We start from the raw sequence: 15,237 nt of genomic DNA on the forward strand, positions 1-15,237 counted from the left end.
GCGGCAGTGATTTGTGGCCGAGAAGCGCAGCCGTGCTAAAGCACGGTGAGCATCGCAGGCTGCAAAGCACGACGCGCAGTAGGTTTGGCCTGGTGTTATTACGCCAGCAGCGCGATCTGCTCGGGTGTCAGATAGCACCACTCGCCTTCGGCGAGGCCCAGCGATTCCAGGGTCAGGCTGCCGATGGCGGAACGGTGCAGCGCGCTGCAATGGTTGCCGGCGGCGGCCAGCATGCGCTTGACCTGGTGGTATTTGCCTTGCTCGAGCACAATTTCCAGCTGGTGCTCGCCGCGCTTGACGCAGACGAGGGCCGCCAGCGGGGCCGGTTCGTCGTGCAATTGCACACCAGCCAGCAACAGGGCCACCAGTTCATCCGTCACAGGCTCTTGCGTGGTGGCCTGGTAAATCTTGGGAACGTGGCGCTTCGGCGACGATTGTGCATGGATAAACGGGCCATCGTCAGACATCAGCAGCATGCCGGTCGTATCGTGGTCAAGCCGGCCGACGGGCTGGACTTCGCGCCAGGTGAATTGTTCCGGCAGCAAGGTCAATACGCCAGGATGATGGCTGGGCTTGCGCGAGCATTCGAAGTTGGCGGGCTTGTTCAGCGCCAGGTACAGGTGCGTGCGGACCACCCACTCTTCTTCGAACACGTGCAGCACCAGGCCTTCGATCTCGACGGTGGTGCGGTAATTGGTCTGGGTGACGCCATCGATGACGACATCGCCATCCTCGATGAGGGAACGACAATATTTACGGGTGCCAAAACCCTGCGATTGCAGGATGCGGTCTAGGGATAATTTACTCATGGGCGTGACTTTACCAGAAGCGGCTGGCAGCGTGAAGCGGCGGCAGCTGGCGTCCGCGCGGCGGTCCAGGCAGCGCGAAACCATGCTGCACGCAGAAATACCAAAAAGTACAAGGTGAGAATTGGCGAGAAATGGTTGATTCTTTTGAGAAATATCAAGCGCTCGGAATATCGCGTTGATAGACTGAAACTTCGTTAGGAATCCGCCTAACGAGCTTTAGGAATAATAACCAGGCAACGACCCACAAGGACATTGTATGAAGCATACCGATACCATCGCCTTACAAGGCAGCATCGCCGACATGCGCCAGCGCATCGCTGCGGAACAGGCGGCCATGCACAAAGTCAGACTCGGCGTGGCGCGCTGGAGCAACGCTCCTGCGCCGCAGGATGCGGACGCGCCGCCATCGCCAGCCAGTCAGACGCACTGGCATGCCGAGGCGCAATGTCAATTCATGTGCTGGCTGGAACTGGGCGGTTTTGCGCACGCCGATGCGGAAACCGACACCACGAGCGCGCCTCCGCCCGACACCAGCGCCATTGCCAGCGACGGCGCCAGCATGAGCATCAATGCGGCGGCGGCCAGGCAGTCCTCGCACTGCAACGGCTGCGCCGTCTGAGCGCGCCCCATCCGACCAGCCATGCCCCGCCCTCGCATGCCTGCCTTGCCAGCACGCCCCGACACAACAGCCGGCGACCCCGGCCCATCCGGCACACACAAAAGGAAACGGCGGCATTGCGCCGCCGTTTCCAAGCCCCATCGGGACTTTAGTGAGGAATGTAAATTCACTCAAAACCACATCTGCGATGCGGCGAGTAGTTCCAAGACTTGCCAATCAAGTTAGTACTGACAACATAGTTGATATATCGCCCCTCCTTGAAAAGAACTACGCTTTCACTATAGCCCAAGCAGCCCCATTTTCAAGTCAATTTACCACCTTATTGAAAATCATTCTCGACTGGCTTGTCTGCCAGCCAAGAGTGATGTTCTCAGCGCAACGCCGGTTGTGACTGCTGCACGGCTGCCTTCATGGCGCCCGCGCCCATGGCGGCGCCAAACTTCTTCAGCACCCGTTCCGGCAAGCCTTCATGCTGCGTGTAGTCGACGATGTCTTCCGCCTTGACGACGTCGCGCGCCACGCTGTCGACCGTGCCGAAATCGTCGGCCAGACCCATTTCCACGGCTTTCGCGCCCGTCCAGTACAGGCCCGAGAAGGTATCGGCCGTTTCCTTCAGGCGCTTGCCCCGTCCCGCGCGCACGACGTCGATGAATTGCTGGTGGATTTCATTGAGCATGCCTTGCGCATACGCCTTGTGTTTTTCCGTCAGGGGGCTGAACGGGTCCATGAAGCCCTTGTTCTCGCCTGCCGTCAGCAAACGGCGCTCGACGCCGACCTTTTCCATCACGCCCGTAAAGCCGAAGCCATCCATCAGCACGCCGATGGAACCGACCACGCTGGCCTTGTTGACGTAGATGCGGTCGGCGGCGGCCGCGATGTAATAGCCGCCCGAGGCGCACATTTCATCGACCACCACATACAAAGGCTTGTCCGGATAGCCCTTGCGCAGGCGCTGCATCTCGTCGACGATCATGCCGGCCTGCACGGGACTGCCGCCCGGACTATTAATATGCAGCACCACGGCCACGGAGCCGGCATCGGAAAACGCCTTGTCCAGCGCGGGGATGACGACGGCGGCCGAGCCGCTGCCTTCGGACTCGATGGCGCCGCTGATGTCAATCAGGGCCGTGTGGCGACCCAGGGTTTCGCTGTCGTCGGCCGTGTTGTAGTCATAAAACACCCACAGGGCGAACAGCACGATCAGCAGGCTGAAGACCTTGAAAAAGATGCTCCAGCGGCGGTGCGCACGTTGCTCTTGCAAAGTGGCAAATACCAGCTTTTCCAGCACGTCGCGCTCCCAGTGTCCCGCAGGGGCGCCGTGGCCGGCGGCTGGCGCGCTGCTGTCCAGCTTGTCATTCGTGTTATCGCTCATGGTTCACTTTGCTTAAATTACAGAAAGCCTGCCCCGGCCTCACGCCGGCAGTGGCTGGACATACTCGTCGGGTTGCCAGTACAGCTGGCCATCGCGCTCGGCCACGGCGATCGGACGCAAGCGCCCGCCCTTGCAGGGGCCGCCCGCGCACAGACCGCTTTCCGGCACATAGATGGCGCCATGCGTCGAACACATCAGGTACAAGCCGCTGGATTCGAAAAACTCGCCTTCCGCCCAGTCCAGCTCGATCGGCACGTGGGCGCAGCGGTTCAGGTAGCCATACGCCTTGCCGCCATGGCGCACGACAAAGCCCGTGGTCGCTTCGCCACCGGCCGAGACGGGAAAGCGCACGCCCTTGCCGCCATCGGCCACGGCGTCGGCGGCGCAAATGAATACATCGACAACATCGTTCATCATGCGTGCTCGCTCAGCCATTGATGCAGCTCGGCCACCGTGGCGGCCGAATACAGGGGATTGCAGGCTTGCAACTGCTCCACGGGATGCGCCCCATACTCTACGGCAATACTGGCCGCACCTGCATTGCTTGCCATCAATAAATCATGACTGGTGTCGCCAATCATCACGGTGCGGCGCATATCCTGGCCCAGTTCACGCGTCAGTTCCTGCAGCATGGCCGGATGGGGCTTGGAAAAGGTTTCGTCAGCACAGCGCGTCGCATCGAACAGCGACAGCAACTTGACGGCATTCAAGGAGCGGTTCAAGCCAACGCGGCTCTTGCCCGTGGCGACGGCTAGAAAGTACGCCTGCTGCGACAGATCCTGCAGCATTTCGTAGACGCCGGGAAACAAGGCCAGCTCATGGTCGCGCGACAGGTAGTGATAGCGGTAGCGTTCCGCCATGCGCGCATGGTATTTCGGCTCCACGTCGGGCATCACCAGCTGCATGGCTTCCTGCAAGCCCAGGCCGATCACGTGCGAAGCGAGCAACTCGGTGGGAATTGGCAAGCCCAGGTCTTTGGCCGACGCCTGGATGCACTTGACGATGGTCGAGGTACTGTCTATCAGGGTACCGTCCCAATCGAAGACGATCAGATCAAATTGCTTTCTTGCCATGTTTCCCGACGGCATAGCCGTCGGCTCCTTGAGAATGAATGATGGCGACTGACTACCTTGTGGGTAGTGTCACGCGCACGCGTCGAATTTTATCGTGCGGCAACGGCCAATGGTTTGCCCAAGCTTACCAAGAAACGCTCGCATTCGGCAGCCAGCGGCGCGTTCAGGGTCATCGTCTTGCCCGTCTCCGGATGCGTAAACGTGATCTGGTGCGCGTGCAGGAACATGCGCTTCAGGGCGCCGCGCGTGCTGTCGGCTTTCAACAGGGCACGGTTGAGGGCAAAGTCGCCATATTTATCGTCGCCGACGATGGGGAACCCGGACGAAGACAGGTGCACGCGGATCTGGTGCGTGCGTCCCGTCTTCAATTCCGCTTCCAGCAAGGCGAAGTTGTGATATTTATGCAACAGTGAAAACACCGTGTGCGACGCCAGTCCATCGGCTTGCACGGCCACCCGGCGCTCGCCTTCCGCCGTCGTATATTTATGCAATGGCAACTTAATATGCTGGCGCGCATTCTTCCAGTCGCCGGCCACCAGCACCAGGTAGCGCTTGTCCGTGACGCCGTCGCGCATCTGTTCATGCAAGTTCGTCAACGCCGTGCGTTTCTTTGCCAGCAACAGCAAGCCGGACGTGTCGCGGTCCAGGCGGTGCACCAGTTCCAGGAACTTGGCGTCGGGGCGCGAAGCGCGCAATTGCTCGATCACGCCGAAGGACACGCCCGAGCCGCCATGCACGGCCACGCCGGCCGGCTTGTCGATGACGAGCAGCTGCGCATCTTCGAAGATGATCTTGAATTCGGCGGCCGGCGCGCCCGTGGGCGCCTTTTCGGCCACGCGCACGGGTGGAATGCGCACCACGTCGCCGGCGGCGAGACGGTACAGCTGATCGATACGGCCTTTATTAACCCGCACTTCTCCCGATCGCAAGATCCGGTAGATGTGGCTTTTAGGCACTCCCTTGCACACTCTTAATAAGTAGTTGTCGATGCGCTGGCCTGCTTCTTCCTCGGCGATCGTTACGAATTGGGCTTGCGGCTGAACCGGGGGTGTTGAAGGGGGAACAACATCATTTTGACTCTTCATTTACTATGTCTTCCCAGAAATCTCTCTAAGTCCTTCATTTTGAATATATAATTGTTTTTGCTGCGGCCCTGGCTGCTGCGAGTGTAAGAATAAAAGCACATTTTACACAGGGGCGTCTCCACCGGCCTCGCCAAATTGCAAATTCGGTGGAAAAAAATGTATATGCACCATCCCTGCGCGAATCAAGGTTGCACCGTAGTTGTAATCGGATAACGCGTGGAGATGCTGAAGTGAGTGTGGGATTATAAGGATAAGTACCCGTTAGCGCGACTTATCGAGTCGGGCTCGCGGGTTGATGAAGTTGATAACGCTTGCCGTTTTCGCCAAACCCCGTATGTGGCCAAATACTGAGGGTTGTCGATGATAGGCTGAGGCCAAGCCTCGCCATCGCGATCCCTGTAATGAGCCGGCTAACGATTTTGGCTCTGAATTTGCTGACCACTTGCATTCTCTGTCCCCGATGCAGTTCATTCTCATCCGGGTTGTTTCAGATGAGTTGCAAGTGTCCTGTGCACTCGGCATGACGATCGACCTCACCGCGCCTGTTGCGGCCGTAACGTATACCTCGTACGCGTTGTTGCTCCGCACGCCTGGGCATTTCCCCCGCCAGCACTCCCGTTCTCGCATATATCCCTGTACTTCGCCGCTTCCCCGGAAGCGGCTTTGAGATGGCCTACGGGTCGCGGAGTTATAAAAATGAAACGCATGTTGTTTAATGCCACGCAGCAAGAAGAACTGCGCGTAGCGATTGTCGACGGACAAAAACTGATCGACATCGATATCGAGACAGCCGGGCGCGAACAGCGCAAATCCAACATCTACAAGGGCGTGATCACGCGCATCGAGCCATCGCTCGAAGCGTGCTTCGTCAGCTATGGCGAAGACCGCCACGGCTTCCTGCCTTTCAAGGAAGTTGCCCGCACGTATTTCCGCGAAGGCGTTGATGTGCGTAACGCTTCCGTCAAGGAAGCGCTGCGCGAAGGCCAGGAAATCATGGTCCAGGTTGAAAAGGAAGAGCGCGGCAACAAGGGCGCTGCCCTGACTTCCTTCGTTTCGCTGGCCGGCCGTTACCTGGTATTGATGCCGAACAACCCGCGTGGCGGTGGCGTATCGCGCCGCGTGGAAGGTGAAGAGCGCCAGGAATTGCGCGAAACCATGGATAAACTGGACTTGCCAGCTGGCATGTCCGTGATTGCCCGCACGGCAGGCATCGGCCGCAACGTCGATGAACTGCAATGGGACTTGAATTACCTGATGCAACTGTGGCGCGCCATCGAAGGCGCCGGCAAGTCGGCCAACGGCGCTTTCCTGATCTACCAGGAATCCTCGCTCGTCATCCGCGCCATCCGCGACTACTTCCAGCCCGACATCGGCGAGATCCTGATCGACACCGACGAGATCTACGACCAGGCGCACCAGTTCATGAGCCACGTGATGCCCGACATGGTGCACCGCGTAAAACGCTACAGCGACGACGTGCCGCTGTTCTCGCGCTTCCAGATCGAACATCAAATCGAAACGGCGTACAGCCGCACCGTGCCGTTGCCATCGGGCGGCGCCATCGTGATCGACCACACCGAAGCGCTGGTCTCCGTCGACGTCAACTCGGCCCGCGCCACGCGCGGCTCGGACATCGAGACAACCGCCTTCAATACCAACTGCGAAGCGGCCGAAGAAGTGGCCCGCCAGCTGCGCTTGCGCGATCTGGGCGGCTTGATCGTCATCGACTTCATCGACATGGAAGTGGCGAAGAACCAGCGCGAAGTGGAACAGCGCCTGAAAGATGCGCTGCACCATGACCGTGCCCGTGTACAAATGGGCAAGATTTCCCGCTTCGGCCTGATGGAACTGTCGCGCCAGCGCCTGCGTCCTTCGCTGTCCGAAGGCTCGCACGTGACGTGCCCGCGCTGCTCCGGCACCGGCCACATCCGTGACACGGAATCGTCCGCCCTGCAGGTGCTGCGCATCATCCAGGAAGAGGCGATGAAGGAAAACTCGGCCACCATCCACGTGCAAGTGCCCGTGGACGTGGGCGCCTTCCTGCTGAACGAAAAGCGCGGCGAAGTACTCAAAATCGAAAACCGCCACCGCATCGCCGTGATCCTGATCCCGAACAAGCATCTGGAAACGCCGCACTACAAGCTGGAACGCATCAAGCACGACGATCCGCGTCTGGAAGACAGCCAGGCCAGCTACAACCTGGCTGAAAGCGCTGAAACCGACATGGCTTACAGCAAGCGCCAGAAGGAAGAAGCCAAGCCGCGCCAGGAAGCCGTCGTCAAGACGATCACCCCTGACCAGCCGGCACCGCTGGTCGAGCGCAAGCCCATCGAAGCGAAACCGGCTCCGGTGGCCGCGCCTGCCGCGCCGCAAGGCCTGATCGCCAAGATCATCAGCTTCTTCACCGGCGCCCCGGCACCGGTGGCACCGGCACCTGCCCCAGTCGCCCCAGCCAAACCGGCTGGCGCCGACCGTGGCGACCGCAACAGCCGTGGCCCGCGTGGCCGTGGCCGCAACGGCAAGCCAGGCCGCGAAGAGCGCGAACCGGGCCAGGGCCGTCCAGCCCAGGACGATGCAGCAGCGGAAGCACTGGAAAAGGCGGCCCGTCCGCCACGCCCACCGCGTCCGCCACGCGAACCGCGTGAAGCCCGCGAAGGTGGCGATGCAACGACGGCGCCACGCGAACGCGGTGAGCGTCCGGAACGCGCGGAACGTCCTGAGCGCGCAGAGCGCCCGGAACGCGCCGAGCGTCCGCCACGCCAGCCACGCGAAGGCCGCGAACCACGCGCCGACAAGGCTGTTGTTGCTGAAGTGAAAGCTGATGAGCTGGCCCTGGTTGGCGCCACCGCCAGCGCGGTGAATGTCGTCGTGCCGTCAAACGGTCCTGAATCCGACGCCGCACCGGCGAACTTGCTGAAAGCACCGGCAAATGCCGGTCCTGAAGGCGAAGAGACGGAAAACGACGTGGAAGGCGAAGAACCGCGCCGCCGCCGTCGTCGTGGTGGCCGCAACCGCAACCGCCGCGACCGCGAAACGGGCGAGCTGATCGAATCGGCAAACGGTGAAAACGAAGGCCAGGACGCGCCAGTGATCAGCTTTACGGTTGCTCCGGCGCCGGAAGCTGCCGCTGATGCGGCTCCAGTAGCCGTCGTGGCTGCCGACGCTGTCGTCGCCGTCGCTGCGCCAGTGGAAGCGGCATTTGATGCCGCTCCTGCCGTCGTGGCTGACGTAGTCGAAGCAGTGGAAGTGGTCGAAGTCGCCAAGGTTGAAGAAGCCGCTCCTGCTGCTGAAGCTGCACCAGTTGCTGAAGTTGCTGAAGTGATCGTGCCGCCAGCTCCTGTCGAAGCCGTCGTTGCTGCAGTGCAAGCTGAACCAGCACCAGCTGCCGAGTACAGCTTTGCCGAGAAAGCGGAAGCCGCACCAGCGCCAGCACCTGCTCCAGCGGAAGTCATCGTCGAAGCGGCGCCAGTCGTGGAAACGGTTGCTGTCGTGGCGGAAGAAGCGCCAGTCGCCGAAGCGGCACCGGCCGTGGTGGAAGCCGCCCCGGTGGTTGCCGAAGCGGCTCCCGCCCCTGCACCAGCGCCGGCACCTGTCGTTGCTCCTGCTCCGGCAGCACCAGTGGCCGCGCCGCTGGACTTGAGCGCAGTGCTCGGTTCGGCCGGCCTGACCCTGGCTGCCACCGATCCGGAAAAACTGCGCCTGGCGCAGGAAGCGGCTGCCAAGGCAGTTGCTCCCGTACGCAAGCCGCGCGAACGCAAGCCATTGCCGCCGCAATCGGATGAGCCGTTGATCCAGGTCAACACGCAACGTCCATAAGCGGGCCGGGTTCGCCCAGCCGCCAATGATGAAAGGGGGAGCTCAGGCTTCCCCTTTTTTACGTCCACACCTTTGCCAGCCATCCGCCATGCACGAGCACGCCCCACCTTCCCCCGTCAGCCTGCGCAGCGCCTTCTGGTACTGGCTCAAGCTGGGCTGCGTCAGCTTTGGCGGCCCGGCCGGGCAAATCGCCATGATGCATGCGGAACTGGTGGAAAAGCGGCGCTGGATTTCCGAGCAGCGTTTCCTGCACGCCTTGAATTACTGCATGCTGCTGCCGGGGCCGGAAGCGACCCAGCTGGCCATCTACATCGGCTGGCTGATGCACCGCACGCGCGGCGCCCTGGTGGCGGGCCTGCTGTTTTTGCTGCCTTCGCTGCTGCTGCTGATCGCCCTGTCCTGGCTGTACATGGCATATGGCCACGTGGGCGCCATCGCCGGCGTCCTGTACGGCATCAAGCCGGCTGTCGTCGCCATCGTGCTGGCGGCCGCCTGGCGCCTGGGCCGGCGCACCTTGCGCAGCCCCGGCCTGATCGCCATCGCGACGGCCGCATTTATAGCCATCGCCGCGCTACATCTGCCATTTCCGCTGATCGTGCTCGCCGCAGCCCTGCTGGGCATGGCGGGCGGGCGCTGGCTGCCGGGCCACTTTCATATTGGCGCCACGCAACATGGCGGCGCGGCCCGCTACGGCGCCGCCCTGATCGATGACGACACGCCCACGCCGGAGCACGCGCGTTTCAGTTGGCCGCGCCTGCTTGGCACGGCCGCCGTGGGCCTGGCGCTGGCCTTCGTCGCCTGGCTGGGCCTGGCGCTGGCGGGCGGCGCGGAGCAGCCGCTGGCGCAGATGGGCGTGTTTTTCAGCAAGGCCGCCCTGCTGACGTTCGGCGGCGCGTATGCCGTGCTGCCCTACCTGGTGCAGGGCGCCGCCGACCACTACCACTGGATCAGCAGCGCGCAAATGATGGATGGCCTGGCGCTGGGCGAAACGACGCCCGGCCCCCTGATCATGATCGTCGCCTTCATCGGTTTTGTCGGCGGCTGGAGCCATGCCGTGACAGGCGAGCACCTATGGCTGGCGGGCGTGTGCGGTGCGCTCGTCGCCAGCTGGTTTACGTTCCTGCCCTCGTTCATCTTCATCCTGGCCGGCGCGCCGCTGGTGGAAGCATCGCGCGGCAATTTGCGCCTGAGCGCGCCCCTGACGGCCATTTCGGCGGCCGTGGTGGGCGTCATCGCCAGCCTGGCCCTGTTCTTTGGCCGCCACGTCTTCTGGCAGGAAAATCCGCTGCCGCACTGGGACTGGCTGGCGATCGCCATCGCGCTGGCGGCCGGCGTGGCGCTGATCCGGTTTCAAGTGGGCACCATCAAATTGCTGCTCGCCTGTGCCATCTTCGGCCTCGTGCTATCGTATCTGCCTTGACCGATTTAACGTAAGTGGTATCACCTTTCATGGCTGACAAGATTATCTACCTCGCCGAAGCCCGCAATGGGGCACCGGCGATCCCCGCGCAGCTGGAAAGCCCGAGCGGCAACGTGGCCGACAGCCTGGGCCGGCCCCTGCACGACTTGCGCATCTCGATTACCGACCGCTGCAATTTCCGTTGCGTGTATTGCATGCCGAAGGACGTGTTCGACAAGAACCACGTGTACCTGCCGCACACGGATTTGCTGTCGTTCGAGGAAATCACGCGCGTCGCGCGCCTGTTCGTTGAGCACGGCGTAGAAAAGATCCGCCTGACGGGCGGCGAACCGCTGCTGCGCAAGAATATCGAAAAGCTCATCGCCATGCTGGCCGCCCTGCGCACGCCGTCGGGCCAGCCACTGGACCTGACCCTGACGACCAACGGTTCCTTGCTGGCCAGAAAAGCGCAAGCGCTCAAGGACGCGGGCCTGAACCGGGTCACCGTGTCGCTCGATTCGCTCGACGACGCCACCTTCAAGCGCATGAACGATGTCGATTTCGCCGTGGCCGACGTGCTGCACGGCATCGATGCGGCGCATGCCGCAGGACTGGGACCGATCAAGATCAACATGGTCGTCAAGGCCGGCATGAACGAACAGGAAATCGTGCCCATGGCGCGCCACTTCAAGGACACGCCCTACATCCTGCGCTTCATCGAATACATGGACGTGGGCGCCTCGAACGGCTGGAACTTGCAGGAAGTCATCCCGTCCGCCGAAGTCGTGCGGCGTATCGCCGCGCACATGCCCTTGCTGCCCATCAACCCGAACTACACGGGCGAGACGGCGGCGCGCTGGCGCTACGCGGATGGCGGCGGCGAGATCGGCCTCATTTCCAGCGTCACGCAAGCGTTCTGCGCCGACTGCAGCCGCGCCCGCCTCTCGACCGAGGGCAAGCTGTACACGTGTTTGTTCGCCAGCAGCGGCCACGACCTGCGCAGCCTGCTGCGCGGCGGCCACAGCGATGCTGAAATCTCCTCGGCCGTGGCGCAACTGTGGCGCGGCCGCGGCGACCGCTATTCGCAATTGCGCACCAGCCAGACGGATTTAACGGGCGGCGCGCTTGAGCACGGTAAAAAGAAAGTGGAAATGTCGTATATCGGCGGCTGAATCGGGCGCGGCGCAGGCCCGCCGCTGCTACCATGGCGCATGCACCAATTTTCCTACCTGACATGATCAACAAACACGACATTACCGGCCTGGTCCTGGCCGGCGGCCTCGGCACGCGCATGGGCCAGCGCGACAAGGGCATGCTGCCCCTGCATGGCCAGCCCCTGGCGCGTCACGTGCTGCAGCGCCTGGCGCCGCAAGTGGGCCAGCTGGCCATCAGCGTCCACGCGGATGCCGGCGATTACGCAAACTTCGGCCTGCCCGTGTGGCCGGATGTGCTGCCAGGCCAGTTGGGGCCGCTGGCGGGTTTGCACAGCGGCATGCAACATGCCACCACACCCTACCTGCTGACGGTGCCGTGCGATTCGCCATTGCTGCCGCCCGACCTGGCGGCGCGCCTGGCCGCCGGCTTGATGCAAAACAATGCCGACCTGGCCATCGCCGTCACCGAGGAAATCGATGCGGCGACGGGTCAGACGGTGCGCCGCCCGCACCCCGTCTTTTGCCTGGTGAAAACCTCGGCCCTGCCCCAGTTAGACTCGTATCTGCGCGGCGGAGAACGCCGCATGCGCACCTGGCACGGCCCCCTGAAGCTGGCCGAAGTGCTCTTCGAGAACAATAGTGCGTTCGGCAACATCAATACCCCGGACGAGCTGGCCGCCCTGCAGGCGCAGGGATTGAGCGTGCCGATGACGCAAGCCATCCTGGCCGACACCGTCGCGCCCGTCGCCGAGATCGAAGAACTGCCGTTGCCGCAAGCGTTCGAGCGCATCCTGGCGGCCGACATCGTCTCGCCCATCAGCGTGCCCGCGCACGACAATTCCGCCATGGATGGCTATGCGCTTCACGGGGCTGACCTTGGCGCGGATCTCGGCGGCGACACTCCCGTCACCCTGGCCGTGGTCGACACCATCCTGGCGGGACGTCCCGGCAGCGTCACCGTGCAACGCGGGCAATGCGCGCGCATCATGACGGGCGCCGTCATGCCGGACGGCTGCGACAGCGTGGTGCCGCAGGAACTGCTACAGCAAGCCAGCGACGCCAGCATTACCGTGGCGCCCGACTGCATCCGCCCCGGCGACAACCGCCGCTTCAAGGGCGAAGACTTGATGCAAGGCCAACCAGCCCTACTGCAAGGCAAACTACTCGGGCCGGCCGAACTGGGCTTGCTGGCTTCGCTAGGTATCGCCATGGTGCCCGTGCGCCGCCGCCTGCGCGTGGCCTTCTTTTCCACCGGCGACGAATTGCGCTCGATCGGCGAGCCGCTAGAGCCGGGCTGCATCTACGACAGCAACCGCTACACCCTGCTGGGCATGCTGAGCCGCCTCGGCTGCGACGTGCTCGACATGGGCATCGTCAAGGACAATCCGCAAGCGCTGGAAGCGGCCCTGCGCGCCGCCTGCGCCAAGGCTGACGTCATCATCACCTCGGGCGGCGTGTCCAGCGGCGCGGCCGATTTTACGCGCGACATCCTGGCGCGCCTCGGTGAAGTGGCCTTCTGGCAAATCAACATGCGTCCGGGCCGCCCCATGGCCTTTGGCCGGATTGCCAGCGAGGGCGACACGGCTTTGCTGCTGGGCCTGCCCGGCAACCCAGTGGCCGTGATGGCGGCGTTTTATTTCCTCGCCCGCCCCACCCTGCTGCGCCTGATGGGCGCCGATGCGGACACGGCCGCCCTGCCGCTGCTGCAAGTGGCGGCCCAGGCACCGATCCGCAAGAAGCGGGGCCGCACGGAATATCAGCGCGGCATCGTCGAACGGGGCGCGGACGGACACCAGCACGTGCGCGTGACGGGCGCGCAAGGCTCGGGCATCCTGCGCTCGATGACGCAAGCCAATTGCATGATCGTGCTGCACGAAGCGCAAGGCCATGTGGCCGCCGGCGACCTGGTCGATATCGTACTATTCCATGGACTGATATGAAACTGATACTGGCACTGGTCCTGCTGCAGGGCATGACGGCGTACGCCGGCGAAGTCCACAGCAATGGCTACACAGTGCGCTTCGACGAGCGCATCGAGGAAGCAAGCGGTGACTTGCACGGCGAAACCGTGGGCCGCGTCAGCATCGTGCGCACCAGCGACCAGGCGCTCGTGTGGCAGGAAAACACGCCCTTGCGGCCCGATTGCGGCGTCGTTGCGGCCGTCACCGCCATCAACGACCGCTTCGTGGCCCTGTGTGGCCACCTGGGCGGGCACCATTACACGCAAAAGATTATCTTTATGCAAGGCAACGCACTCCCCATGGCGAGCGTGGACCAGTACGACTCGCCCAGTCCCGTGCGCGTGGAGCGCAACGGATCGCTGGCCATCGACGTGCTGCGCCGCGACCGCTTCCCTGGCGAACTGACGGGCCCGCATTACTATCCCACCGTGTACCGCTTGCACCACGATGACGCCACGTTCGGTTTCGTCCCCAGCTTTGATGCCGATGCCGCCGAGCGCTACTGGCAGCACTACCGCGCCACGCGCCAGGTGGCGCCGGCTGCGGACGTGCTGCCGGAATTGCTGGCCTCCCTGCTGGCGGCGCAGGCCGGCAAGCAATCCATCTGCGCGGAGCTGGACACGCTCGCCGCGGACTTGCAGCAGGGGCGACAGCACGATGCGCAAGGCGCGCGCACCTTGATACACACGTGGCTGCACAAGCTGCCCGCCATCGGCTATCCCGCCTTCGATACGCAAGCCTGCCCGGGCCGCATCTAGGCGCATCCCTTACCGCGCCGCCTGCTGGCGGTGCATTCGCCCCCCCTGCTCTCACGAACGGCCCGCCCTGCGCGGGCCGTTCGCATTACCCCGTCGCAATCAATTTCCCTCCCGGAAACTGCTCGCCTATTGAGATAAAAATATTAATTATTTCTCTAAATAACATATAAATAAACACAACACTAATTGTAATTATTTTATTTATTTGTTGATATTGAAGTTTCTTCGGTGATAACATTTGGACTAATACGAAAAGTTCAATTTTGATATTGTTTTCACGAGGAAACTAATAATGAGACACCGCTCTTGGATCGCGGGCGCCAGCATGCTGGGAGCGGCTTGCCTGCTAGGCATATCGACCCTCGCACCGCTGCCCGCCTATGCCAAAGGGGCCCCTCGGGCCGACGTACTGGACAACTGCAGCTGGAACCGCCCCGGCGCCGACCCGTTCATGGGCGATGTCGTGGCCGCCGTGGACAGGTACCCGGACATCGCGCCGCAGGTGCGCGAGCAATTGAAGGCGCGCATGCGCGCGCGCCAGTATGATGAAATCGTCGTGATCAGCCGCGACGCTATCCGCGGCAAGGGCAATTACGATGCGCGCATCAGCGACATGCATTTCGGGCCGGGCCGCGTCTGCCGCAATGTCACGCGTGCAGGCTGGAGCGAGCAGATGCAGGAACGGGGACTCGTGTATTGCGTGCAGGGCGCCTGCATTCTCGTGCCCACCGTGTGCCGCAATGTCAGCCGCATCACGCAGGCGGCGGCCGGGCCGCGCGGCGCCGGTGCTGCGCCAGGTGGCGCGACGCCGGTGGCCCCCGCCGCTGCGGCCGCGCCGCCCGCAGCGGCGGGCGTGCCCGTCATCGAGCATCCCGTCGGCGCGCATGGCGGTTCGCTCACGGGCGTGCCGCCGGCCGTGGTGGCCAGCCTGCCCCTGCTGGTCTTCGATGTCGTGCACACCGGCAGCGCCACGCTGCTGCCGTCGAGCATAGGCGGTGGCCAGCCACCGCGCGGCAGCAGCATCATCGTCGAGCCGTTTATCCCCACCGTCATCCTGCCCTCGCTGCCGCCCACCGACCTGTCCGTCTTACCGGCCGTGCCGGAACCGCACACCTGGGCCATGCTGCTGGCGGGACTCGCGCTGCTGGTCGGCGCCAGGCTGCGCCGCCGGCCGGCGGCAGCAGCCTGAAC

Annotated in this window: 12 protein-coding genes; 7 read left to right on the forward strand and 5 right to left on the reverse strand. The window is 63.1% G+C overall.

What is annotated here, in order from left to right:
- Positions 1 to 98: 98 nt before the first annotated feature.
- A complete protein-coding gene (locus AC3IQ7_RS24020; protein ID WP_489207492.1) occupies positions 99 to 809 on the reverse strand; it encodes a pseudouridine synthase in 711 nt (236 codons plus the stop codon).
- Between the two features lie 256 nt (positions 810 to 1,065).
- On the opposite strand from AC3IQ7_RS24020, the gene AC3IQ7_RS24025 reads away from it, so the two are divergent.
- Positions 1,066 to 1,428, forward strand: coding sequence for a hypothetical protein (locus tag AC3IQ7_RS24025; protein WP_099377962.1), 363 nt, complete (start codon positions 1,066 to 1,068; stop codon positions 1,426 to 1,428).
- A 370-nt stretch (positions 1,429 to 1,798) separates the two neighbouring features.
- On the opposite strand, the gene AC3IQ7_RS24030 is transcribed toward AC3IQ7_RS24025, so the two are convergent.
- The 4 genes from AC3IQ7_RS24030 to AC3IQ7_RS24045 form a co-directional block, all read right to left on the reverse strand.
- Complete coding sequence (locus AC3IQ7_RS24030) at positions 1,799 to 2,800, reverse strand: S49 family peptidase (protein WP_099377963.1); 1,002 nt, start codon at positions 2,798 to 2,800, stop codon at positions 1,799 to 1,801.
- 39 nt (positions 2,801 to 2,839) lie between these two features.
- Positions 2,840 to 3,217 carry a Rieske (2Fe-2S) protein gene (locus AC3IQ7_RS24035; RefSeq protein ID WP_092608465.1) on the reverse strand — a complete coding sequence of 126 codons (378 nt, stop codon included), beginning with the start codon at positions 3,215 to 3,217 and terminating at the stop codon, positions 2,840 to 2,842.
- Positions 3,214 to 3,873, reverse strand: a complete 660-nt coding sequence (locus AC3IQ7_RS24040) for an HAD-IA family hydrolase (protein WP_099377964.1) — start codon at positions 3,871 to 3,873, stop codon at positions 3,214 to 3,216. Before AC3IQ7_RS24040 ends, AC3IQ7_RS24035 begins: the two co-directional genes overlap by 4 nt.
- Before the next feature lie 89 nt (positions 3,874 to 3,962).
- The gene (locus AC3IQ7_RS24045; RefSeq protein WP_489207493.1) at positions 3,963 to 4,958 is read right to left on the reverse strand and encodes an RluA family pseudouridine synthase; all 996 of its coding nucleotides are present in this window, start codon (positions 4,956 to 4,958) and stop codon (positions 3,963 to 3,965) included.
- A gap of 696 nt (positions 4,959 to 5,654) precedes the next feature.
- Here AC3IQ7_RS24045 and AC3IQ7_RS24050 point away from each other — a divergent pair.
- The 6 genes from AC3IQ7_RS24050 (at position 5,655) to AC3IQ7_RS24075 (ending at position 15,235) form a co-directional block, all read left to right on the forward strand.
- Positions 5,655 to 8,774 carry an Rne/Rng family ribonuclease gene (locus AC3IQ7_RS24050; RefSeq protein WP_489207494.1) on the forward strand — a complete coding sequence of 1,040 codons (3,120 nt, stop codon included), beginning with the start codon at positions 5,655 to 5,657 and terminating at the stop codon, positions 8,772 to 8,774.
- Positions 8,775 to 8,862: 88 nt separating this feature from the next.
- Positions 8,863 to 10,194, forward strand: a complete 1,332-nt coding sequence (gene chrA, locus AC3IQ7_RS24055; protein WP_489207495.1) for a chromate efflux transporter — start codon at positions 8,863 to 8,865, stop codon at positions 10,192 to 10,194.
- Between the two features lie 29 nt (positions 10,195 to 10,223).
- Positions 10,224 to 11,345: a GTP 3',8-cyclase MoaA gene (moaA, locus tag AC3IQ7_RS24060; protein WP_489207496.1), complete on the forward strand. Its 1,122-nt coding sequence runs from the start codon at positions 10,224 to 10,226 to the stop codon at positions 11,343 to 11,345.
- 62 nt (positions 11,346 to 11,407) lie between these two features.
- Positions 11,408 to 13,267: a molybdopterin molybdotransferase MoeA gene (moeA, locus tag AC3IQ7_RS24065; RefSeq protein WP_489207497.1), complete on the forward strand. Its 1,860-nt coding sequence runs from the start codon at positions 11,408 to 11,410 to the stop codon at positions 13,265 to 13,267.
- Positions 13,264 to 14,046: a hypothetical protein gene (locus tag AC3IQ7_RS24070; RefSeq protein WP_489207498.1), complete on the forward strand. Its 783-nt coding sequence runs from the start codon at positions 13,264 to 13,266 to the stop codon at positions 14,044 to 14,046. Before moeA ends, AC3IQ7_RS24070 begins: the two co-directional genes overlap by 4 nt.
- Before the next feature lie 292 nt (positions 14,047 to 14,338).
- Positions 14,339 to 15,235, forward strand: a complete 897-nt coding sequence (locus tag AC3IQ7_RS24075; RefSeq protein ID WP_489207499.1) for an MHFG family PEP-CTERM protein — start codon at positions 14,339 to 14,341, stop codon at positions 15,233 to 15,235.
- Positions 15,236 to 15,237: the final 2 nt, after the last annotated feature.

The sequence above is a fragment of the Janthinobacterium sp. GL_088 genome (genome assembly GCF_057837845.1).